This window comes from Microbacterium deminutum, assembly GCF_039530205.1.
Taxonomy (GTDB): Bacteria; Actinomycetota; Actinomycetes; order Actinomycetales; family Microbacteriaceae; genus Microbacterium; species Microbacterium deminutum.
The window spans coordinates 1,266,421-1,288,019 of sequence record NZ_BAAAOG010000001.1 but is presented as its reverse complement, the minus strand read 5'-3'; the positions used below and the strand labels follow the sequence as shown (position 1 = coordinate 1,288,019).

Genomic DNA, 21,599 nt, shown 5'->3' with positions numbered 1-21,599 from the left:
CGCTCGTCAGACGAGCGCGCGGCCGATCGAGCCGATGACCGCGTCGAGTGGCTGCCCCGAGGCATCCCGCTTCGCTGTGGCCGCCGGAAGCGTCCGCGTCGAGCCGTCCGGACCGAGCGCGAGTGCGGGTGCTCGTCCGACCCAGGCGAGCGTGAGCCGGTTCTCACCCCGCAGGAACGTGTGTGCGCGCACGCCGCCTGTCGCTCGGCCTTTGGCCGGGAACTCCTCGAATCGCGACACCTTGACACGTCCGGCATCCGTCCCCGGAAGCACGCCGTCGGCACCCGAGATGGTGACCGCGATGACGTCCTCGCCTTCGGCCGCACCGAAGTGGATGACGCTCGCCGGCACCGAGAGGTTCACCCCCGCCATTCCACCCGCCGGTGCCCCCTGCGGGCGCACCGCGGCCGCGGGGAAGCGGAGCAGCTGCGCATCGCTGGTCACGAAGACGAGCTCGGATCCGTCAGGAGCGGATGCTGCGCCCACCACCACGTCGCCGGGCTTCAGTCCGATGATCTCGAGCTCGGGGCGCACAGCGAGCGCCGACGGGACCACACGCTTCACCACGCCGTCGCGCGTGCCGAGCGCGACCGGCACGTCGTCGTCGAAGCGGATCAGCCCGATCACGCGCTCGTATCTGTCGTGGATGCCGAGGTAGTCGTGCAGGACCACACCGGCGCCGAGCTGCACCGACGCCGGCGGCACCGATGGCAGGTCGACGGGGCTGAACCGCAGCATGCGGCCGGCGGTCGTGACGGCGCCGAGGTCCCCCCGGGTCGTCGAGCCAGCCGTCGCCAGGATCGCATCGTGCTTGCTGCGCCGGCTCGGCGCGGTGAGCTCCTGCCCCTCGGCGAGGTCGACGCGCACCGCCCGGCCCGTCGTCGACAGGACGACCACTGTCGGCGCATCCGCGATCTGCAGATCCGGCACCGGTGCGCCCCGCGTCGGCCGCGGCGCGGCGGGCTTGGCGTTCATCAGCATCGTGCGGCGGGGCGTGCCGTGGGCGTCGGCGGCGGCCTCGAGCTCGCGCGCGACCTGGGCGTGGATCAGCGACTCACTGCCGAGCAGAGCCTGCAGCTCGGCGATCTCGGCTTTGAGCGAGTCCCGCTCGGACTCGAGCTCGAGCCGCGAGAACTTTGTCAGCCGCCGCAGCCGCAGCTCGAGGATGTACTCCGCCTGGACCTCGCTGAGGTCGAACACCTCGCGCAGGCGCGTCCGCGCCTGCTCGCTGTCGTCGGAGGTGCGGATGACCTGGATCACCTCGTCGATGTCGAGGATCGCGATGAGGAGGCCCTCGACGAGGTGCAGGCGCTCCTCCCGCCGCGCCAAGCGGTAACGGCTGCGCCGGGTGACCACCTGGATGCGGTGGTCGAGGTAGACCCGAAGCAGCTCCTTGAGCCCGAGCGTCTGCGGCTGACCCTCCACGAGAGCGACGTTGTTGATGCTGAACGAGTCCTCGAGCGGCGTGAGGCGGTAGAGGTGGTCGAGCACGGCCTGCGGGTCGAAGCCGGTCTTGATGCCGATGACGAGCCGGAGGCCGTGATTGCGGTCGGTCAGGTCCGTGACGTCGGCGATCCCGGTGAGACGCTTTCCCTGCACCGCGTCCTTGATCTTCTCGATGACCCGCTCCGGGCCGACCTGATACGGCAGTTCCGTCACCACCAGCCCGGTGCGGCGAGGTCCGAGGGACTCGGTCGCCACCTTGGCCCGCACCTTGAACGCCCCGCGACCTCGCGCGTAGGCATCCTTCACCCCCTCCAGGCCCAGCACGATCCCGCCCGACGGGAAGTCGGGGCCGGGCACGAACTCCATCAGCTCCTCGACGGTCGCATCGGGATTCTCGAGCAGGTGGATCGCGGCCGCCACGACTTCGATCAGGTTGTGCGGGGCCATGTTGGTGGCCATGCCGACAGCGATGCCGGTCGCCCCGTTCACCAGCAGGTTCGGATACGCGGCGGGCAGCACCGCGGGCTGCTGGAACTGGCCGTCGTAGTTCGGGATGAAGTCGACGACATCCTCATCGAGGTTCTCGGTGAGGGCCAGCGCCGCCGGCGCGAGCCGAGCCTCCGTGTAGCGGGGCGCGGCGGGTCCGTCGTCGAGCGACCCGAAGTTGCCATGCCCGTCGACGAGAGGCACGCGCAGCGAGAACGGCTGCGCGAGTCGCACCAGGGCGTCGTAGATGGGGGCGTCGCCATGGGGATGGAGCTTTCCCATGACCTCGCCGACCACGCGTGCGCTCTTGACGTGTCCGCGGTCGGGCCGCAGCCCCATGTCGGCCATCTGGAACAGGATGCGCCGCTGCACCGGCTTCAGGCCGTCTCTGGCGTCCGGCAGAGCTCGGGAGTAGATGACGGAGTACGCGTATTCGAGGAACGACCCCTGCATCTCGGCGGAGACGTCGACGTCTTCGATGCGTTCTTCGGCGGGGGGAGGGGGGTCGGTGCGGGATGCAGGCATGACGATGAGGCCTCGGGAGACGGCGGAGCGGCAGGGGGTTCCCGCGCGTGTGCGAGACTGACCCCGATGTCCCTCAGCCTACCCGCGGACCCGCCGCGTACCCGGAGCCTCACCGGTGTCGTGCCGCAGATGCTGGCGGCACTCGAGGGCCGCTCGGACTGGTTCCCGCCGGCGAAGAGCGCCATCGTCTTCGTGCTCGACGGGCTCGGCGCTCACAGCCTCGCGGCGCGGGCCGGGCATGCGCGCTTCCTCTCGCAGGCCTCGGCGAAACGGGATGTCGCCCGCACTGTCTTCCCGAGCACGACGGCTTCGGCGCTCACCAGTCTGCTCACCGGCACGACGCCGGGGGAGCACGGCATCGTGGGCTATCGCGCCCGCATCCCGGGGACCGACGATGTGGTGAATCAGCTGCGGGGCTGGGACACCGACGGGCTGCCGCTCGCCTGGCAGCGTTCGATCCCGCTGACGGCGGGCCGGCCGAGCTTCGCGGTGTCGAAGGCCGAGTACGCGGGCACCGGCTTCACCGCCGCGACGCTGCGCGGGGCCGAATTCCACGCGGCAGACGATCTCGAGGAACGGGTCGAGCTGGCCGCCGACCTCGCCGCCCGGCATCCCGGGTCCTTCGTGTACCTCTACGCGCCGGACCTCGATGCGATCGGACATCGGCGGGGCTGGCAATCGGACGAGTGGGTGGTGGGTCTCGAGCGAGCGGATGCCGCAGCCCGCGCGCTGGGATCGGCCGTCGCCCGCGGGACCGGCGTCATCGTCACCGCAGACCACGGAATGGTCGATGTGCCGGGCCATCGCCACGTGCTGCTCAGCGACGGCGATGCACTGGTCGAGGGCGTTCACCTGATCGGCGGCGAACCGCGCATGCTGCACCTGTATGCCGCGCCCGGCGCCGCGGACGGCGTCCTCGCCGCGTGGCGGGAGTCCGAGTCGGCCAGGTCGTGGGTGATCTCACGCACCGAGGCGATCGAGGCCGGGATGTTCGGTCAGGTCGCCGACGAGGTGCGGGATCGGCTCGGCGATGTCATCGTCGCGGCCCGCTCGGGGATCGCGTACTACGACGACCGACTCGCCGACAAGGGTGCGCAGAAGATGATCGGCCAGCACGGCTCCCTCACGAACGAGGAGCGCACGGTTCCGCTCATCCGGCTCGGCGCGTTCGCCTGACCCGCCAGGCGCTCCTCACTCCTCGGTGCGAGCCCCGAAGACGATCTCATCCCACGACGGCATGGACGTCCGGCCCTTGCGGCGGCCGGCTTCGGCGACAGCGGACGCCGGTGCCTGGTACTCGGGCTCGAGATCGTCGGCGGGGGTCTCGTCGTAGCCCGGCTCGAGCGCGTCGAACAGCGCAACGGGGGAGTGCGATCGCGACGGCGGCAGATCATCGATTCCGGGGAGCGGCTCACGCTGGCCGCGACGACGGCGCAGCGCCTCGAGCAGGTCGGCTGTCTCGGCGGAGGTCACCACCGGCTCTGTCGCGCGCTTGATCGCCGCCTCCTGGACGGCCGCCGTGGTCGGCGCCGGAAGCTCGGGGGATTCCAGGTCCGCGTCGGGGAGGCGACGGGGTCCGAAGGCCCCGCTGTCGAAGCGGGAGTCGTCCTTCGGCGGCACCGTCTCGAGCGCCCGGAGACGCGGGATCAGGCCGTCGGGCAGCGAACCCTGCCGCGACAGCTGGATGGCGTCGGCGTTCAGCGGCGCCAGGATGCTGCGCCGAGGCTCGAAGCCCCACCGGGCGTCGTGGTCGACGTCGCCCGCGGTGAACTCGAGCTTCACGATCCAGCCGGTCGCCTCCTTCCAGCTGGTCCAGCGTTCGCCGGTCGCGCCCGCCTCGGCGAGCTTTCCGCGGACCGCGGATCCGAACGTGGGATGGGCGTCGCCCTCGAGGTCCCCGCCGAGCAAGACCGGCACGGCGAGTGCCTGGCCGACGACGTGCTCGCGCTCCGCGAGCACGGGACCCTCGAAGCGCGCGACATCCTCCACCCGAGCGCCGAGCAGCACGGCGACCTCCTCGGCCGACAGGCCGGCGCGGATATGCGACTGGATCTCGCGAGGGCTGGGGCGGCTCGCCGGTGGTTCGCTGGCCCGCTCTCGGCGCGCCCTGCGAAGCTCGACGCGCAGCACATCGTCGACGGCGAGCGAGAACCTCTCGCCCGAGTCGGTCGCCAGGACGAGCACTTCGTCCTCGGTTCCGATCACCTTGAGCTGTTCCATGCGAACGCCCCTCCGATCCTGCGTGTGGGCCCATGCTTACACGCGCTGTCGCGGCGAGCGGGAATATCCGGCGCGCGCCGCGAGTTTCAGGCACTCGCACGCACACCCCAGGTTTCCCGTCGCATTTGCGTTATCGGGGGAGGTCGTGCAAGCTATGCCCGCTCGAAAGGGCGAGTGAACCCCAGTCATTCCCGGAAGTTGAGACGTTTACGTATGGCCACCGATTACGACGCCCCTCGCAAGACCGAAGACGACAGCGAGTCGATCGAGGCTCTCAAGGAGCGAGTGCCCGACAAGCTGTCGGGCTCGGTCGATGTGGAGGACGCCGACAACCCTTCGGGCTTCGAACTGCCCGGCGCAGATCTTTCCGACCTCGAACTCGATGTCGTGGTGCTGCCCGCGCAGGAGGACGAGTTCACCTGTTCGAACTGCTTTCTCGTCAAGCACCGCTCGCAGCTCGACCACGAGACCGCGAACGGCCCTGTCTGCTCGGAGTGCGCCGCGTAGCCTGAGCGAGCCGCAGCGCCGCAGCGAATCGGTCCGGAGTCCGCGACGACATCACCCAGGTGGGCGTCGGGTCGTCCGGATCGATCACGGGAACGACGACGACCCCGTCGATTCCGCCGCGAATCACGTGCCACGTGCGCGGATCCAACCCTGATCCGCGAGCGTGGTGCGCCTGCTCGTCGACCAGCACCAGCGGCTCGCCCAGCAGCGCGACGTCGATGTGAGCTCGCCCGGCGCGGAGTACACCGTCGTGCAGGTCGATCACGGGTGCGCCGGCGATGAGCAGGGCGATCAGCGCGACACCGACCGCGGCACCCACGACGAGCGCCACCGTCGTGTCGAGGGGCGCGAAGACGAGCGCCGCCATCGGCGCGATCACGGCCGAGCCCACCAGAACCCACAGCGACGGCCCGAGTCTCTCTCGATACTCCGGGCCGACGCCGATGTTGCGCGCTGTCTTCTGCATTACCCTCGTTGGGTGACTGAAACGGTGGACGTCCTCATTATCGCCCCCGACGTTCCCGCCTACGCGCAGCCCGGCGACGCCGGCGCCGACCTGGTGGCCGCCGAGGCGGTGCGACTCGAGCCCGGGCGCCGGGCGCTCGTCGGCACCGGCGTGCGGATCGCGCTGCCCGAAGGCTTCGCCGCGTTCGTGGTGCCCCGCAGCGGCCTGGCCTCGAAGCACGGCATCACCGTGGTCAACTCGCCCGGAACGGTGGATGCCGGCTACCGCGGCGAGATCAAGGTCACCCTGCTCAACACCGACGCCGAAGCGGCTTACGACATCGCGGTCGGCGACCGCATCGCGCAGCTCATCGTGATGCCCGTCACGCGCGCGCAGTTCATCCCGGTCGAAGCCCTGCCCGAGAGCATCCGCGGTGACGGCGGCTTCGGGTCGACCGGCTACCACGGGGGCGCGGCGGAGCCGCCGACGAGCGTCAGCGAGTCCCCACGGGGAACTCCCCGCGACCGAAGAGACCAGAGAAACGGAATCCCCGCATGACCGACCCCACCCCCTCCGATGCATCGGCGGGCGACGTCGCCGCCGGCCCCGCGCTGCCTGATCGAGCCACGCAAGGACCCTTCGACGAGTCCGAGGCGAACCCCGTGCGTCCCTACATCGACCTCGGCGGCATCAAGATCCTTCCCCGCGAAGGACTGAACCTGCGCCTCGAGGTCGAAGAGCAGACCAAGCGCATCGTCGCGGTGGGTCTGGACTACGCCGACTCCACGCTGCAGGTGCAGCCCTTCGCGGCACCGCGGTCGACCGGACTCTGGGAAGAGACGCGCGAGCAGATCCGCGGTCAGATCCGGCAGCAGGGCGGACGCGTCGAAGAGCGGGAGGGTCCGCTCGGCCCCGAGCTGCTCGCCGAGGTGCCCGTGATCGCGGGCGCCGACGGCACCGCAGGCAAGCGGCTCGCGCGGTTCATCGGCGTCGACGGTCCGCGCTGGTTCCTGCGCGGCGTGATCGGCGGAGCCGCGACCGCGGACGTCGAGGCAGCAGCGCAGGTGGAGGACCTGTTCCGCTCCATCGTGGTGGTGCGCGGCGGATCGCCGATGCCGCCGCGAGACCTCATTCCACTCCGGATGCCGGCCACCCCGGGAATGGCGTGAGCGACGAGTCCCGTTCCGACGACCTGCAGCCGCCCGCTGCTGCGGGCTCACCGGACCCTGCGCGCAACTCGGCATCCGACCTTCTGGGCGCGGCTCTCGGTGACGCCGCCAAGCGGGCGGGCCTGGATCCTGCGTCCGATGCCAGCACCGGCCACGTCGTATGGCGAGCAATGGGCGGGTGGCGCGGCATCCTCGAAGCCGTCCTGCCCGGCGTGGTGTTCATCCTCGTCTGGACGCTCACGTACGACCCCGGCACGAAGCAGGCGAACCTGCCGCTGAGCCTCGGATTGTCGGTCGGCCTCGCCGCCGTGTTCACCATCATCCGGCTCATCCAGCATGGACCGGCCGGTGCCGCCATCGGCGGACTGATCGCCACGGCAGCGGCGGCCGCGCTCGCCCTCTTCACCGGCCGCGGGCAGGACAACTTCCTCTGGGGATTCGCCACGAACATCGCCTACGGCTCGGCGTTCCTGGTGTCGGCCCTCATCGGCTGGTCGCTGATCGGCCTCGCCGTGGGGTTCCTGATGAGCGAGGGGACGGCCTGGCGGCGCGACAAGCGCAAACGGCGCGTGTTCTTCTGGCTCGCCATCGCGTGGGCCGGCCTGTTCGCGCTGCGGCTGCTCATCCAGCTCCCGCTCTACTTCGCGGGGGATGTCGCGGCCCTCGGCACCGTCAAGCTGATCATGGGACTGCCGCTGTTCGCACCGCTCGTCGCGGTCACCTGGCTCGCCGTGAGGGCGCTCTATCCGCCTGCCCCGAAGTGATACATTTATCTTGATATCAAGATAAATCGCCTCGTCGCCGGATTAGGTGAACCTCACTAGCCGAGGGGTCCGGAGCGGGGGAAGATGGGTGTGCCGGGCCTCGGCCCCGCTCCCGCCGCCGACGAAGGAGACACGCGTGTCCACGGTTGACAGCTTCGGTGCCAAGAGCACCCTGACGGTCGGCAGCACCGACTACGAGATCTTCCGCATCGACACCGTCGACGGCCACGAGAAGCTGCCCTTCAGCCTCAAGGTGCTGCTCGAGAACCTCCTCCGCACGGAGGACGGTGCGAACGTCACGAAGGAGCAGATCCAGGCTCTCGGGTCGTGGGATGCCGCGGCCGAGCCCGACACCGAGATCCAGTTCACGCCCGCACGCGTCGTGATGCAGGACTTCACCGGCGTACCGTGCATCGTCGACCTCGCGACCATGCGAGAGGCAGTCGTCGACCTCGGCGGCGACCCGACGAAGATCAACCCGCTGTCACCGGCAGAGCTCGTCATCGACCACTCGGTCATCGCCGACCTGTTCGGCACCGAGAACGCGCTCGAGCGCAACGTCGAGATCGAATACGAGCGCAACGGCGAACGGTACCAGTTCCTCCGCTGGGGGCAGACCGCGTTCGACGACTTCAAGGTCGTCCCCCCCGGCACGGGGATCGTCCACCAGGTGAACATCGAGCACCTCGCCAAGGTCATCTACGACCGCAACGTGGACGGCGTCCTCCGCGCCTACCCGGATACCTGCGTCGGAACCGATTCGCACACCACCATGGTCAACGGCCTCGGCGTACTCGGCTGGGGCGTCGGCGGCATCGAAGCCGAGGCGGCGATGCTCGGCCAGCCCGTCTCGATGCTGATCCCGAAGGTCGTCGGCTTCAAGCTGTCCGGCGCCATCCCGACGGGGGTCACTGCCACCGACGTCGTTCTGACCATCACCGAGATCCTTCGCAAGCACGGCGTCGTCGGCAAGTTCGTCGAGTTCTACGGCTCGGGCGTCGCGTCGGTGCCGCTCGCCAACCGCGCCACGATCGGCAACATGAGCCCCGAGTTCGGCTCCACGGCGGCGATCTTCCCCATCGACGACGTCACCCTCGACTACCTGCGGCTGACCGGCCGCAGCGACGAGCAGGTCGCGCTCGTCGAGGCGTATGCGAAGGCGCAGAAGCTGTGGCACGACGCCGCCCACGAGCCGACGTTCAGCGAATATCTCGAACTCGACCTGTCGACGGTCGTGCCGAGCATCGCCGGCCCGAAGCGGCCGCAGGACCGCATCGTGCTCTCCAACGCTAAGGCGCAGTTCGCGAGCGACCTCACCAACTACGCGGACATCGAGCACGATCTCGTGGACCTCGAAGGATCCGAGTCGTTCCCGGCATCCGACCCGCCCGGGAACACGCCCGACGACGAGCACAGCGCGCACACCCATCACCACCACAGCCACGCGCCGGAGAAGGGCTCAAAGCCCACGCCGGTCGTCCTGGCGGGTGGCGAGAAGTTCACGCTCGACCACGGCGCCGTCACGATCGCGGCGATCACGTCCTGCACCAACACCTCGAACCCGTCGGTGATGCTCGCAGCCGGCCTGCTCGCCCGCAACGCGGTGCGGAAGGGCCTCAAGGCCAAGCCATGGGTGAAGACCACCCTCGCGCCCGGTTCGAAGGTCGTCACCGACTACTACGAGAAGGCCGGCCTCACGCAGGACCTGGAGGACCTCGGGTTCTACACGGTGGGCTACGGCTGCACGACGTGCATCGGAAACTCCGGACCCCTCATCGAGGAGGTCTCCGCCGCCGTGCAGCAGAACGACCTCGCGGTCACGGCCGTCCTCTCGGGCAACCGCAACTTCGAGGGTCGCATCAACCCCGACGTGAAGATGAACTACCTCGCCAGCCCGCCGCTGGTCATCGCGTACTCGCTCGCCGGGTCGATGAACTTCGACTTCGAGACGGACGCCCTGGGCAAGGACCAGAACGGCGAGGATGTCTTCCTCCGCGACATCTGGCCCGACTCCGCCGAGGTGCAGGCGACGATCGACTCGTCGATCGACAAGGGCATGTTCGACACCCAGTACGCGAGCGTGTTCGCGGGCGACGAGCGGTGGCGGACGCTGCCGACGCCGACGGGGGACGTCTTCGAATGGAACGCCGAGTCGACCTACGTGCGCAAGCCGCCGTACTTCGACGGAATGACGATGGAGCTGACCCCCGTCGGTGACATCAGCGGCGCCCGCGTGCTCGCCACCCTCGGCGATTCGGTGACGACCGACCACATCAGCCCCGCCGGCAACATCAAGGTCGACAGCCCGGCCGGCCACTACCTCAACGAGCACGGTGTCGACCGCAAGGACTACAACTCCTACGGATCCCGCCGTGGCAACCACGAAGTGATGATCCGCGGCACGTTCGCGAACATCCGGCTCAAAAACCAGCTGCTCGACGGCGTCGAAGGCGGCTACACCCGCGACTTCACTCAGGACGGCGGGCCCCAGTCGTTCATCTACGACGCGAGCCGGAATTACCAGGCCGAAGGCACTCCGCTGGTCATCTTCGGAGGCAAAGAGTACGGCTCGGGCTCGTCGCGCGACTGGGCGGCCAAGGGCACGAGCCTGCTGGGCGTCAAGGCCGTCATCACCGAGAGCTTCGAGCGCATCCATCGCTCGAACCTCATCGGCATGGGCGTCGTCCCGTTGCAGTTCCCGGCCGGCGAGAGCTGGTCGTCGCTCGGACTCGACGGCACCGAGGTCGTCTCGATCTCGGGCCTCGAGAAGCTGAACGAGGGCGTCACGCCGAAGACGGTCCACGTCACCGCCGCACCGAGCGAGTTCTCGGCATCCGGCAAGCCGACCGTGGAGTTCGACGCGCTCGTCCGCATCGACACACCCGGTGAGGCCGACTACTACCGCAACGGCGGCATCCTGCAGTACGTGCTGCGCTCGCTCGTCTGAGACGGATCGCGGGACCCCGCCGGCGTCGGCGAGGCGTGCCTACTGGCGATCGGTGGGCGAGCACGGCGGCCGCCTCGCGGTGGGGGAGCGCGCCGACCTCACCGTCTTCGCCGACAACCCCCTCACCACCGACCCTGACGAGTTCGCGGGCTCGCCGGTGCTGCTCACGCTGGTCGACGGCGCCGTCGTCGTGGACGCGGCATCCGTCGCCACGGCATCGCTCGCGGCGGCCGTCACGGTCTGACTCCGACCGCCGCATCGGCGGCCCGCGCGCGGCGCGGGTAGACTCGGCCGGGTGGAAAAGGGTGCAGAAGAGAGTGGAATGCCGCTGCTGCCGTCCATCGCAGGACCCCGGGATCTCGACCGCCTGAGCATCGAGCAGCTGCAGCAGCTGGCCGCAGAGGTGCGTGAGTTCCTCATCGAGAACGTCTCGCGCACCGGCGGTCACCTCGGCCCGAACCTCGGCGTGGTCGAGCTGACGATCGCCCTGCACCGCGTCTTCAACTCGCCCTCCGACCCGTTCATCTTCGACACCGGGCACCAGTCCTACGTCCACAAGCTGCTGACGGGCCGTCAAGACTTCACAGGGCTGCGCACCCGCGGCGGCCTCGCCGGGTACCCGCAGCGCTCCGAGAGCGCGCACGACGTCGTGGAGTCCTCCCACGCGTCGAGCTCGCTGAGCTGGGCCGACGGCATCTCCCGCGCCTTCACGCACACCGGTCGCAAGGACCGCCATGTCGTCGCCGTCGTCGGCGACGGAGCGCTTACCGGCGGCATGACGTGGGAGGCGCTGAACAACATCTCGGATGACAACGACCGCAACCTGGTGATCGTCGTCAACGACAACGGCCGCTCGTACGCGCCGACCATCGGCGGGATGGCGCGCTACCTCAACCGGGTGAGGACCGCCGAGGCCTACCGCCAGCTGCATCGCGGCTCCGACCAGATGTTCCGCAAGCTCGGACCGGCGGCGCGCGCCGTCTATCGCGGGGTCCGGGGCGGCACCCACGGGTTCCTCTCCCGATTCACGAACAACGCGGCGCTGTACTCCAACCTCGACATCAAGTACCTGGGGCCGATCGACGGGCACGACATGCGGGTGCTCATCGAGACACTCGAGCTCGCCAAGGAGTTCGGCGCACCCGTCATCGTGCATGCCATCACCGAGAAGGGGAGAGGCTTCCAGCCGGCCCTCGACGACGAGGCGGATCAGTTCCACGCGGTCGGCCGGATCGACCCGGTCACCGGTGAGACCGTGGGCGGATCGAGCGGCGGTCCGGCGTGGACGGACGTCTTCGCCGCAGAGCTGGTCGAGATCGGCCGGCACCGCGAGGACGTGATCGCCATGACGGCCGCCATGCTGCGGCCGACCGGCCTCCTGCCCTTCGCGCAGCACTTCCCCGGCCGGGTGTTCGACGTCGGCATCGCCGAGCAGCACGCGGTCGCGTCGGCGGCAGGACTCGCCTTCGGCGGCCTGCATCCCGTGGTCGCCATCTACGCGACCTTCATGAACCGGGCGTTCGACCAGGTGCTGATGGATGTCGCGCTCCACCGCGCCGGCGTGACGTTCGTGCTCGACCGGGCCGGCGTCACGGGCCCCGACGGCCCGAGCCATCACGGCATCTGGGACCTCGCGATCCTGCAGCTCGTGCCGCACATCCGCATCGCGGTCCCGCGCGACGCGGAGCGCCTGCGCGAAGAGCTGCGCGAGGCCGTCGTCATAGGCGACGCCCCCACCGTCATCCGCTTCCCGAAGAACGGCGTCAGCCCCGACCTCCCGGCGATCGAGCGACTCGCGGACGGCGTCGACGTGCTGGTGCGCTCCGACGCCGAGGATGTGCTCATCGTCGGAATCGGCCCGATGGCGCACCTCGCCGTCGATGTGGCCGCGCGGCTGCGCGCTCAGGGGATCGGCACGACCGTGATCGATCCGCGGTGGGTCGTGCCGGTGCAGCCGTCGGTCGTCGAGCTCGCGGCATCCCATCGCCTCGTCATCACGATCGAGGACGGCATCCGCGTCGGCGGCATCGGCACCCGCGTGCGTCAGGTCCTGCGCGAGGCGGGCGTCGACACCGCGGTGGACGAGCTCGGCGTGCCCGATGAGTTCATCCAGCACGCGACGAGAGAGCAGATCCTCGAGGATGCCGGGCTCACGCCCGCGAAGATCGCCCAGGATGTGGTGGCCCAGGTGCTCGGCACGCGGATCCCGGTGGCGCGCCCCGCGACGACGGAGATCCCCACGCTCTCCGCGCACGCGCGCCGCGACGCCTGATCCCTCCGCCCGGGACGTGAACCTGCGCGCGGGACCTGAGTCCCCCGCCGCCCGGTTCGGGGCGGATATCGTCCGTCGGGGCGCTATCGGTGCGCCCCGACGGATCTGATCCGCCCCAAACCCGGCTCTTGGTGCCCGGGCGGCCTTCGGGGAGCTACGCCTCGATGCCCTTGATCACGGGGTGGTGGAAGGTGTCGCCGAAGACGCGTTCGGACGCTCCTTCGCGATCCAGGTAGGGCGACGCCCCGCCGTCGATGAACGGCCAGCCGGCGCCGAGGATGAGGCACAGGTCGATGTCCTCGACCTCGGGCACCACGCCCTCGTCGAGCATGATCCTGATCTCGTCGGCGAGGCCGTCCTGCACGCGGCGCAGGATCTCCGCCTCACGGGCGGGTGAGGATCCGACGGCCCCCTTCAGCACGGCCGAGGCCGCCTTCGTCCACCCGGTCACGCGGCCGCTCCTGTCCTTCTCGACGACTTCGGGCAGTTCCGCGAGCCGGTGGAAGTTCTCCGAGGCATAGAAGCGCTCGGGGAAGGCGCCCGCCATGGTGTCCTGCACGTGCGCGGCCACCTTCCAGCCGACGAGGTCGATGAGCTGGAACGGCGTCATCGGCAGCCCGAGCGGCTGGAACGCCTTCTCCACGGTGAGCAGCGGGGTCCCCTCGTAGATCGCCCGTGCGGCTTCGCCCATGACCTTCGCGAGCAGGCGGTTCACCACGAAGCCCGGTGCGTCGGCCGTCAGGACGGCGTTCTTGCCGAGGCCGCGCGCGACCACGAAGGCGGTCGAGAGCGCGGCATCCGATGTCTGCCCCGTCTTGACGATCTCGATCAGCGGCATGACCGCCACCGGATTGAAGAAATGGAAGCCGACCAGACGCTCGGGGTGGGCGAGCTTCGCGCCGATCTCGGCGACCGAGAGGGATGACGTGTTCGTCGCGAGGATGGCGTCGTCGGCGATGATCTGCTCGATCTCGCCGAACACCTGCTGCTTGACCCCCACCTCTTCGAAGACGGCCTCGATCACGAAGTCGCAGTCCGCGTATTCGCTCTTGTCGGTCGTGCCGTGGACGAGGGCCCGCAGCCGGTTCGCCGAATCGCCGTCGAGGCGGCCCTTGGCCTCGAGCTTGCCGATCTCGTCGTTGATGTACGCGAGCCCCTTGTCCACGCGAGCCTGGTCGAGGTCGGTGATGAGCACCGGAACCTGGAGCCTCCGCAGGAAGAGCAGGGCGAACTGGCTGGCCATGAGACCTGCGCCGATGATGCCGACCTTGGTGACCGGCTTGGCGAGCGCCTTGTCGGGGGCGCCGACGGGGCGCTTCGCGCGCTTCTGCACCAGATCGAAGGCGTACATGGATGCCGCGAACTGGTCGCCCGTCACGAGTTCGGCCAAAGCCTCGTCCTCGCGGGCGAAGCCCTCGGCCTTCGTCCCGCCCTTGGCCTTCTCGAGCAGTTCGAGCGCCGCGTACGGCGACTTCGGCACGGTGCCGATGCGGCTCTCGAGCATGCCGCGCGCCATCTTGATCGCGATCGGCCACTTCGTGAGGCGCTCGATCCTGCCCGGCTCGTTCCTGCGGACGACCTTGACGGATCCGCCGAGCACGCCGTCGGCCCAGGCGAGGGAGTCTTCGAGGTAGTTCGCAGCGGGGAAGATGGCGTCGAAGATCCCGTAGTCGTACGCCTGCTGCGGCTTGAGCATGCGGTTCTGCTTCAGCGGGTTCGAGATCACCACCTCGAGGGCGTTCTCGATGCCGATCAGGTTCGGCAGCAGGTACGCGCCGCCCCAGCCGGGGATGATCCCGAGGAACACCTCGGGAAGGGCGATCGCCGCGGCGGAGGCGTCCACCGTCCGGTACGTCGAGTTCAAGGCGATCTCGAGTCCGCCGCCGAGGGCCAGCCCGTTGACGAATGCGAACGTGGGCACGCCGAGCTCCGTGAGCCTGCCGAAGATCTGATGGCCGCGCTGGGCGATCAGCCGCGCATTGTCGCGGGAGCCCAGGCGCGAGATGTCGCTCAGGTCCGCGCCGGCAGCGAGGATGTACTGCTTGCCGGTGATGCCCACGGCCTGGATCTCGCCTGCCGCGGCACGAGCCTGCAGCCCGTCGAGCGTCGCGTCGAACTCGGCCAGTGTCGCAGGGCCGAGCGTGTTCGGCCGGTTGTGGTCGCGCCCGTTGTCGAGCGTGATCAGCGCGAGCACCTTGCCGGAGGGGAGGCGGATGTCGCGCACCCGGGAGTGCGTGACGACCTCGCCTTCGGCGAGGGCGTCGAGCGCGGAGAAGTCGATCGAGTCGTAGTTCGTCATCGCGGCGGGACTCACTTCTTCTTGCCGTTGTAGTGGGGGTTCTCCCAGATGACCGAGCCGCCCTGGCCGAGGCCCACGCACATCGCGGTGAGGCCGTAGCGCACGTCGGGTCGCTCGGCGAACTGCGCCGCGAGCTGGATCATCAGGCGAACTCCCGAGGCGGCGAGCGGGTGTCCGAGCGCGATCGCGCCGCCCCACTGGTTCACGCGGGGGTCGTCGTCTGCGATGCCGAAGTGATCGAGGAGCGAGATCACCTGGATGGCGAAGGCCTCGTTCAACTCGAACAGGCCGATGTCGTCGATCTTGAGCGCCGCCTTCTCGAGGGCCTTCTCGGTGGACGGGATCGGGCCGATGCCCATGATCTCGGGCTGCACTCCCGCGAAGGCGAACGAGACGAGCTTCATCTTCGGAGCCAGGCCGTACTCCCTCACCGCGGATCCGCCGGCGAGCAGGCTCATGGTGGCGCCGTCGGTGAGCGGCGAAGAGGTGCCTGCCGTCACGCGGCCGTGCGGACGGAACGGGGTCTTGAGACCCGCGAGGTCCTCCATCGTGGTCTGCGGGCGGCGTCCCTCGTCCTCGGTGGCAAGGCCCCAGGTGCCCTCGGCATCCTTGATGGCGACGGGGACGAGGTCGGGCTGGAACCTGCCTGCGTCGTAGGCCGCCTGCGCCTTGTGCTGGCTCAGCATGCCGTAGTGGTCCGAGCGCTCCTTGGTGAGGTGGGGGAACCGGTCGAAGATGCGCTCCGCCGTGACGCCCATGTTGAGCGCGCCCGGATCGACCATCTTCTCGGAGACGAATCGCGGGTTCGGGTCGGCGTTCGAACCGATCGGGTGGTGGCCCATGTGCTCGACGCCGCCCGCGAGGGCGAGGTCGTACATGCCGATGCCGATCGAGCCCGCCATCGTCGTGACGCTCGTCATCGCGCCCGCGCACATCCGGTCGATCGCGAAGCCGGGGACGGTCTGCGGAAGGCCCGCGAGGATCGCGACGCTGCGGCCCAGAGTGAGCCCCTGGTCACCCGTCTGCGACGTCGCGGCGATGGCGACATCGTCGATGCGATCGGCCGGAACGCCGGGGTTGCGCTCCATCAGGCCGATCGTCGCCTTGACCGCGAGGTCGTCCGATCGGGTGTTCCAGTACATGCCCTTCTCGCCGGCGCGCCCGAAGGGTGTGCGCATGCCGTCGACGAAGAAGACGTCCGAAGTCTCGGCCACTCTGCCTCCAAAGATCGTGGGATGCCGCCAGCCTACGTATGGCACTCGCACCGGGCAGAACCGGGTGGCGGAAACCTACGAACGAGCTTCGGACGCCTCGGAGGGGGCTTGCACGGATTCGACAAAGGCATCCGCAATCAACTGTGCGGTTTGGTCAATCTGCCAGGCGCGGGCACCGAGCGACTCGAGGGCGTTCGCCACCGACGCGGCCGTCACCGGCGTGGGCGGCGACCAGGCGAGTCGGCGCAGCAGCTCGGGGGTGAGCAGATTCTCGGTCGGCATGGCGAGCTCTGCGGCGCGCTCCTCGACCACCGGCCGGGCCGCCTTCAGACGGGCGTCGGCCTCGGGGTTGCGATCGGTCCACGCTCGTGGCGGCGGCAGGGATTCCCCGCCCGTGCCCCTCTCGAGGGGCGGCTCCGGGCTCGCTCGCCCGGCTTCGATCGCCGCCCACCAGCGGTCGAGCTGCGTGCGGCTCGCGCGACCGATGAACTCCTTCAGGGCCGCGAGCTCCTGCTTCGACTTCGGGTCGGCCAGCACCGCGGCGACCAGTGCGCGATCCGGAACGAGGCGGCCGGGCGCGACATCCTGCTCGCGCGCGTACTCCTCCCGCGCGGTCCACAGCGACCGTGCGACGGCGAGGGACTTGCGGCCGCGTACGGTGTGGAGCCCGCTGAGTCTTCGCCACGGCTCGCCACGGGTGGGCTTCGGCTCGCGCTCCAGAACCGCCTGGAACTCCTCCGCCGCGAACTCGGTCTTGCCCTGCTCGGCGAGTTCCGCCACCAGCGCATCCCTCACGTCGACGAGGTGCTCGACATCCAGCGCCGCGTACTCGAGCCAGGCCTGGGGGAGGGGCCGGGTCGACCAGTCCGATGCCGAATGCGCCTTCGCCAGCGTGATCCCGAGCGTGTCTTCGACCACGGCGCCGAGTCCCACGCGCTCGTGGCCGAGCAGACGCGCCGCCAGCTCGGTGTCGAACATCGTCATGGGATCGAGATCGAGTTCGCGCAGCGACGGCAGATCCTGGCTCGCCGCGTGGAGCACCCACTCCGCCTCGCCGATCGCCTGCTGCAGCGCGGTGAAGTCGCCGATCGGCGGAGGGTCGAAGAGGAAGACGCCGGCACCCCGGCGGAAGACCTGGATGAGGTACGCACGCTGCGAGTAGCGGAAGCCCGAGGCGCGCTCCACGTCCACCGCGACGGGCCCGTGCCCCGATGCCAGGCGCGTCGCCGCCGCCGCGAGACCGTCCACGTCGTCGATGACGACGTAGTCAGCCATGCGCCGACCTGCGCGATCCGAGCACCTGCACCCCTTCCGAGCCCGGTGGCAGCCCCGCGAGCATGCACACCAGTTCAGCCCATGCTTCCACGTGCGGCGTCATGGATCCCACAGGCGACCAGGATGCCCGCAATTCGATCTGAGCGCCGTCGCCTTCGGCGGCGAGCGATCCGAACCCCTTGGAGATGGTCTTGGTGGCGGTGCCCGCCGCCGAGTGGAACTCGGCTTTGCGCGACGTGAGCGCGTCCGTCAGCCAGGACCAGGCGACGTCCGCCAGCAGCGGATCCACGCCGATGTCGGGTTCGAGCGGCGCCTGCGCGAAGCACACAATCCGCCACGGGCCGTTCCATGCGCCGGGCTCTTCGCTGTCGTGCAGCAGGATGAAGCGACCCGTGCCGTACACGGAGTCGGCGCCCTCGGACTCGGGTCGCACGTCGCCCGCGAGGGCGATGGCATCGGGGGCGAGTCCCGACGGTGCGGCGATCTCGCGCACCGTCAGGTCATCCCGGAACACCGTCTTGCGGACGGTCTCAGCGACCCTCCCGAAGGACGCCGGTCCCGTCGGGGGACGATGCTGAGCCACGCGGACAGACTAGGCTGAGGCCTCGATGGTCGCCCCCAGGCGCGCCGCGATGCGCGGCGCCTCCCCTTCTCTCGCCACCGGCGTGCGCACCGCGCTCACCGTGATCAGCGTGGCACTCGCCGGCGTGCTCTCGGCCCTCGCGGTCGCCTCGGTCCACATGGCCCGGCGCGTCGTGACCCCGGCGGTGCGACGACCGGACACCCGGATCCTGTCCCTCGACACGGCCGCTCAGACGATCACGCTCTCGCGCACGCCCGACACGCAGCTACCCGGCCGCTATGGGCTGTTCACGGACGGAACCACCGAGTACATCAAGCTGGGATCCGTGCTGTCGGAAGACGACTCGTCGGTGAAGCGCAAGCTTCTGACGCACATCACCGCCGACGCCCGGCTCTCGCCCGACGCGGCATTCAGCGGCTGGTACTACGACCGCGCCGACGAGCTGCAGCTGCCGTTCACACCCGAGCTGATCGGCTCGGGTGTCGGTCCGTGCCCGGCGTGGCTCTTCCCCGCAGGCGACGGCGACGTGTGGGCGGTCCAGGTGCACGGACGCGGCACCACAAGAGCGGAGTGCCTGCGCGCGGTGCCCGTGTTCCATTCGCTCGGGATCACCTCGCTCGTCGTGTCGTATCGCAACGACGGCGAAGCGCCGCGCAGCCGCACCGGCACCTACACGCTGGGCGCCACGGAGTGGCGCGACGTCGACGCCGCGGTGGGGTTCGCCCGCCGCCGCGGCGCGAAGCGCATCATCCTGATGGGCTGGTCGATGGGCGGCGCCATCGCGCTGCAGGTGTCGCTCAACTCGGCGCATCGTGCCGCGATCGCCGGACTCATCCTCGAGTCACCCGTCATCGACTGGCGGCTCGTGCTCGCCTACCAGGCACGCGTCATGCGGGTGCCCGGCGCCGTCAGCGGGCTTGCGATCGGCGCCCTGCAGTCCGAGTGGGCGACCCCCGTCACCCGGGCCGGGGGTGCGATCCCCTTCGACCGACTAGACGTCGTATCGCGTGCGGCGGAGCTGCGGCATCCCATCCTCATCCTCCACAGCGACGACGACGGCTTCGTGCCGTCGGATGCCTCGCACGACCTGTTTGCGGCACGCCCCGACCTCGTCGAGCTGAAGGTCTTCGAGGTCGCCCGCCACACCAAGCTCTGGAACTACGACCAGGAGCGCTGGAGCGAGAGCATCCGCTCCTGGATCCGGGCTCGGGGGCTCAACCCCGTATCCGCAGGCGAAGGTAGCTGAAGCCCGCGTCGTCGACGAGCATGCCGGCGACGGTCGACTCCAGCCGCCCGGACAGGGTGACGAACGGATGCCGCGCCGGCTCCAGCACGGGGGAGACCGTGACGCAGATCTCGTCGACGACGCCGGAATCGACGAACTGGCTCGCGAGTGCCGGCCCCCCTTCGCAGACCACACGCCCCAGGCCCTTCGCGCGAAGGACCGCGATGAGGGTCTCGGGTCGCAGCCGGTCGCCGTCCGAAGGAACCGGCACCACCTCTGCCGGAGCATCACCGAGCGCGTGACGGACCTCGTCCGCCCTGTTCTTCGGACACAGGACCAGCGCGGGCGGACGATCGTCGCGGCCGGCGGCGCTGAGCTTGTCGACGCCGAGGTCGCCGCTCGTCGTCACGACGGCGAGCCGGGCGGTCTTCGGAAGCAGATAGCCCTCGACCCGCACCGTCTCGGCCCCCACCACGACGACGTCGGCGCTGCGGCGGATCGCGCCCAGGACGAATCGGTCGGTGCGTGACGTGATCGTCTCGCTCGTCCCGTCGCCGCCGGACGTCGCCCCGGTGATGGTCGTGATCAGGTTCAGCCGTACGAAACGCTCTCCCGGGGGCCGGTAGCGGGCCGACATCCATGCATCCGTGCCGTCGGCGCCGATCTCGACGGATTCGAGCGTGCGGGGAACGACTTCGGTGACCACCGCGGCGGGCGCCGGGAAGTCGGTGGCCGTCGGCGCCATCACACGCTGTGCTTGGCGGCCACCTGGCGCTTGGCGCGCATCAGCATGCCCGTCATGCCGGCGATCCGCAGCGGCGACACCGCACGGGTGAGTCCGATGCTCTGCGGGAAGTCCGCAGGCACCGCGAGCACCTCGTCCACGGTGAGGCCGGTGAGACCCTGCACCAGGATGCTCGCGAACCCGCGCGTGGTCGGGGCCTCGGGCGGGGCCATCGCGTGCATCGACACGATCCCGTCGGCGTCGACATCCATCACGATGTACACCGGGCTCTGGCACTCCGCGACGCGCTCGCACAGTTCGGGGTGACCGTCGTAGCGCGCCGGCACGGGCGGCAGCTCGCGCGAGAACTCCAGGAGCAGCTGCAGCCTGTCCGGCTCTGGCAGCTCGAGGAAGTCGTCGCGGATCTCGGCGAGCGAATCGGGAAGGGTGGAAACGGTCATCCCCGCCATCATCCCACGGCCCGCACCGATGCCGGCGGTCAGCGCGACGGCAGCTCTCCGGGCGCCGACCCCGTGACGATCGGCACGCGCACGGCGCTGCCCCACTCCGTCCAGGACCCGTCGTAGTTGCGCACGTCCTCGAACCCGAGCAGGTGCTTCAGCACGAACCAGGTGTGGCTCGACCGCTCGCCGATGCGGCAGTACGCGACGATCGCGTCGCCGTCGTGCAATCCGGCCTCGTCGCGATAGATCGCGTCGAGCTCCGCCCGGGTCTTGAATCCGCCGTCGGCCGCCACCGCGCGTGCCCACGGCACGCTCTGCGCGGTCGGGATGTGACCCGCGCGCAGCGCGCCCTCTTCCGGATACGCGGGTGCCGACGTGCGCGATCCGTCATACTCCTCCGGCGAGCGCACGTCGATGAGCGGGTTGCCGAGGTGCGCGAGCACGTCGTCCTTGTACGCGCGCAGCACGGTGTCGTCGCGCTCGACGACGGGGTAGTCGGTGGATGCCGGCGCGGGCACCTCGGTCGTGATGGGCCGGCCCTCGGCGATCCACTTGTCGCGGCCGCCGTCGAGCAGCCGCACGTCCTCGTGGCCGAACAGCGAGAACACCCACAGGGCGTAGGCGGCCCACCAGTTGTTCTTGTCGCCGTAGATGACGACCGTGTCGTCACGCGCGATCCCCTTGCGGCTCAGCAGCTCGGCGAAGCCCGCGCCGTCCACATAGTCGCGCACGACAGGATCGTTGAGCTCGGTGTGCCAGTCGACCTTGACCGCGCCCGGGATGTGGCCGGTCTCGTACAGCAGCACGTCCTCGTCCGACTCCACGACGACGAGCCCCGCGCTGCCGAGGCGGGGCTCGAGCCATTGCGTGGTGACGAGGCGGCCAGGCTCGGCGTACTCGGCGAACTTGGCGGACGATGTGTCGGTCTCGACGGACAACGGATGCTCCTCGGGTCTGGGCTGCGGCGTGCACCGCGTAGGGTTGAACCGCGCCTTCCGAGCCTAGATTCCCCGGTGGACGGACGCACCGCCCCT

At 69.8% G+C, this 21,599-nt stretch carries 19 protein-coding genes; 9 read left to right on the top strand and 10 right to left on the bottom strand.

Going from position 1 to position 21,599, the window contains the following annotated elements:
* Positions 1 to 6: 6 nt before the first annotated feature.
* Complete coding sequence (locus ABD212_RS05905; protein ID WP_344092179.1) at positions 7 to 2,457, bottom strand: DNA gyrase/topoisomerase IV subunit A; 2,451 nt, start codon at positions 2,455 to 2,457, stop codon at positions 7 to 9.
* 66 nt (positions 2,458 to 2,523) lie between these two features.
* Between ABD212_RS05905 and ABD212_RS05900 the strand changes: the two genes are divergently transcribed.
* Entirely contained in the window at positions 2,524 to 3,633 is a 1,110-nt protein-coding gene (locus ABD212_RS05900) for an alkaline phosphatase family protein (protein WP_344092176.1), read from the top strand.
* A gap of 15 nt (positions 3,634 to 3,648) precedes the next feature.
* Here the strand turns inward: ABD212_RS05900 and sepH are convergent, their stop codons facing one another.
* The gene (sepH, locus tag ABD212_RS05895; protein WP_344092174.1) at positions 3,649 to 4,677 is read right to left on the bottom strand and encodes a septation protein SepH; all 1,029 of its coding nucleotides are present in this window, start codon (positions 4,675 to 4,677) and stop codon (positions 3,649 to 3,651) included.
* A 213-nt stretch (positions 4,678 to 4,890) separates the two neighbouring features.
* On the opposite strand from sepH, the gene ABD212_RS05890 reads away from it, so the two are divergent.
* The gene (locus tag ABD212_RS05890; protein ID WP_344092172.1) at positions 4,891 to 5,184 is read left to right on the top strand and encodes a DUF4193 domain-containing protein; all 294 of its coding nucleotides are present in this window, start codon (positions 4,891 to 4,893) and stop codon (positions 5,182 to 5,184) included.
* Here the strand turns inward: ABD212_RS05890 and ABD212_RS05885 are convergent.
* Positions 5,117 to 5,650: a DUF3093 family protein gene (locus ABD212_RS05885; protein ID WP_344092170.1), complete on the bottom strand. Its 534-nt coding sequence runs from the start codon at positions 5,648 to 5,650 to the stop codon at positions 5,117 to 5,119. The two genes, ABD212_RS05890 and ABD212_RS05885, sit on opposite strands and share 68 nt — an antisense overlap.
* 12 nt (positions 5,651 to 5,662) lie before the next feature.
* On the opposite strand from ABD212_RS05885, the gene dut reads away from it, so the two are divergent.
* The 6 genes from dut to dxs all read left to right on the top strand — a co-directional run bounded on the left by dut (position 5,663) and on the right by dxs (position 12,781).
* Positions 5,663 to 6,187 carry a dUTP diphosphatase gene (gene dut / locus ABD212_RS05880; RefSeq protein WP_344092168.1) on the top strand — a complete coding sequence of 175 codons (525 nt, stop codon included), beginning with the start codon at positions 5,663 to 5,665 and terminating at the stop codon, positions 6,185 to 6,187.
* Positions 6,184 to 6,798 carry a DUF3710 domain-containing protein gene (locus tag ABD212_RS05875; RefSeq protein ID WP_344092166.1) on the top strand — a complete coding sequence of 205 codons (615 nt, stop codon included), beginning with the start codon at positions 6,184 to 6,186 and terminating at the stop codon, positions 6,796 to 6,798. Before dut ends, ABD212_RS05875 begins: the two co-directional genes overlap by 4 nt.
* On the top strand, positions 6,795 to 7,562 hold the full coding sequence (locus tag ABD212_RS05870) for a DUF3159 domain-containing protein (protein ID WP_425561233.1): 768 nt from the start codon (positions 6,795 to 6,797) through the stop codon (positions 7,560 to 7,562). Before ABD212_RS05875 ends, ABD212_RS05870 begins: the two co-directional genes overlap by 4 nt.
* A gap of 136 nt (positions 7,563 to 7,698) precedes the next feature.
* Positions 7,699 to 10,509, top strand: coding sequence for an aconitate hydratase AcnA (gene acnA, locus ABD212_RS05865; protein WP_344092164.1), 2,811 nt, complete (start codon positions 7,699 to 7,701; stop codon positions 10,507 to 10,509).
* Entirely contained in the window at positions 10,448 to 10,753 is a 306-nt protein-coding gene (locus ABD212_RS05860; RefSeq protein ID WP_344092162.1) for an amidohydrolase family protein, read from the top strand. Before acnA ends, ABD212_RS05860 begins: the two co-directional genes overlap by 62 nt.
* A gap of 78 nt (positions 10,754 to 10,831) precedes the next feature.
* Entirely contained in the window at positions 10,832 to 12,781 is a 1,950-nt protein-coding gene (gene dxs, locus ABD212_RS05855) for a 1-deoxy-D-xylulose-5-phosphate synthase (protein ID WP_344092471.1), read from the top strand.
* Between the two features lie 154 nt (positions 12,782 to 12,935).
* Here dxs and ABD212_RS05850 read toward each other — a convergent pair whose 3' ends face one another.
* The 4 genes from ABD212_RS05850 to ABD212_RS05835 form a co-directional block, all read right to left on the bottom strand.
* Positions 12,936 to 15,080 carry a 3-hydroxyacyl-CoA dehydrogenase NAD-binding domain-containing protein gene (locus ABD212_RS05850; RefSeq protein ID WP_344092160.1) on the bottom strand — a complete coding sequence of 715 codons (2,145 nt, stop codon included), beginning with the start codon at positions 15,078 to 15,080 and terminating at the stop codon, positions 12,936 to 12,938.
* Between the two features lie 11 nt (positions 15,081 to 15,091).
* Positions 15,092 to 16,294, bottom strand: a complete 1,203-nt coding sequence (locus tag ABD212_RS05845) for a thiolase family protein (RefSeq protein ID WP_344092158.1) — start codon at positions 16,292 to 16,294, stop codon at positions 15,092 to 15,094.
* 75 nt (positions 16,295 to 16,369) lie between these two features.
* Positions 16,370 to 17,569: a ribonuclease D gene (locus ABD212_RS05840; RefSeq protein ID WP_344092156.1), complete on the bottom strand. Its 1,200-nt coding sequence runs from the start codon at positions 17,567 to 17,569 to the stop codon at positions 16,370 to 16,372.
* On the bottom strand, positions 17,562 to 18,152 hold the full coding sequence (locus ABD212_RS05835) for a DUF3000 domain-containing protein (RefSeq protein ID WP_344092154.1): 591 nt from the start codon (positions 18,150 to 18,152) through the stop codon (positions 17,562 to 17,564). Before ABD212_RS05835 ends, ABD212_RS05840 begins: the two co-directional genes overlap by 8 nt.
* A gap of 25 nt (positions 18,153 to 18,177) precedes the next feature.
* On the opposite strand from ABD212_RS05835, the gene ABD212_RS05830 reads away from it, so the two are divergent.
* Positions 18,178 to 19,398 (top strand): alpha/beta hydrolase, encoded by a 1,221-nt coding sequence (locus ABD212_RS05830; protein ID WP_344092152.1) that lies wholly within the window; start codon positions 18,178 to 18,180, stop codon positions 19,396 to 19,398.
* Here the strand turns inward: ABD212_RS05830 and ABD212_RS05825 are convergent.
* The 3 genes from ABD212_RS05825 to ABD212_RS05815 are packed head-to-tail and all read right to left on the bottom strand — an operon-like array spanning position 19,367 to position 21,503.
* A complete protein-coding gene (locus tag ABD212_RS05825) occupies positions 19,367 to 20,122 on the bottom strand; it encodes a dihydrofolate reductase family protein (protein ID WP_344092150.1) in 756 nt (251 codons plus the stop codon). The two genes, ABD212_RS05830 and ABD212_RS05825, sit on opposite strands and share 32 nt — an antisense overlap.
* Positions 20,122 to 20,562, bottom strand: coding sequence for a SufE family protein (locus ABD212_RS05820; protein ID WP_344092148.1), 441 nt, complete (start codon positions 20,560 to 20,562; stop codon positions 20,122 to 20,124). The genes ABD212_RS05825 and ABD212_RS05820 overlap by 1 nt, the downstream gene beginning before the upstream one ends.
* A gap of 38 nt (positions 20,563 to 20,600) precedes the next feature.
* Positions 20,601 to 21,503, bottom strand: coding sequence for a sulfurtransferase (locus tag ABD212_RS05815; protein ID WP_344092146.1), 903 nt, complete (start codon positions 21,501 to 21,503; stop codon positions 20,601 to 20,603).
* Between the last annotated feature and the right edge of the window lie 96 nt (positions 21,504 to 21,599).

Coding starts and splice junctions, on each gene's coding strand:
- ABD212_RS05905 (WP_344092179.1), bottom strand. CDS start 2,457: ATGCCTGCATCCCGCACCGACCCCCCTCCCCCCGCCGAAGAACGCATC.
- ABD212_RS05900 (WP_344092176.1), top strand. CDS start 2,524: ATGTCCCTCAGCCTACCCGCGGACCCGCCGCGTACCCGGAGCCTCACC.
- sepH (WP_344092174.1), bottom strand. CDS start 4,677: ATGGAACAGCTCAAGGTGATCGGAACCGAGGACGAAGTGCTCGTCCTG.
- ABD212_RS05890 (WP_344092172.1), top strand. CDS start 4,891: ATGGCCACCGATTACGACGCCCCTCGCAAGACCGAAGACGACAGCGAG.
- ABD212_RS05885 (WP_344092170.1), bottom strand. CDS start 5,650: ATGCAGAAGACAGCGCGCAACATCGGCGTCGGCCCGGAGTATCGAGAG.
- ABD212_RS05875 (WP_344092166.1), top strand. CDS start 6,184: ATGACCGACCCCACCCCCTCCGATGCATCGGCGGGCGACGTCGCCGCC.
- dxs (WP_344092471.1), top strand. CDS start 10,832: ATGCCGCTGCTGCCGTCCATCGCAGGACCCCGGGATCTCGACCGCCTG.
- ABD212_RS05850 (WP_344092160.1), bottom strand. CDS start 15,080: ATGACGAACTACGACTCGATCGACTTCTCCGCGCTCGACGCCCTCGCC.
- ABD212_RS05840 (WP_344092156.1), bottom strand. CDS start 17,569: ATGGCTGACTACGTCGTCATCGACGACGTGGACGGTCTCGCGGCGGCG.
- ABD212_RS05830 (WP_344092152.1), top strand. CDS start 18,178: ATGGTCGCCCCCAGGCGCGCCGCGATGCGCGGCGCCTCCCCTTCTCTC.
- ABD212_RS05825 (WP_344092150.1), bottom strand. CDS start 20,122: ATGGCGCCGACGGCCACCGACTTCCCGGCGCCCGCCGCGGTGGTCACC.
- ABD212_RS05820 (WP_344092148.1), bottom strand. CDS start 20,562: ATGACCGTTTCCACCCTTCCCGATTCGCTCGCCGAGATCCGCGACGAC.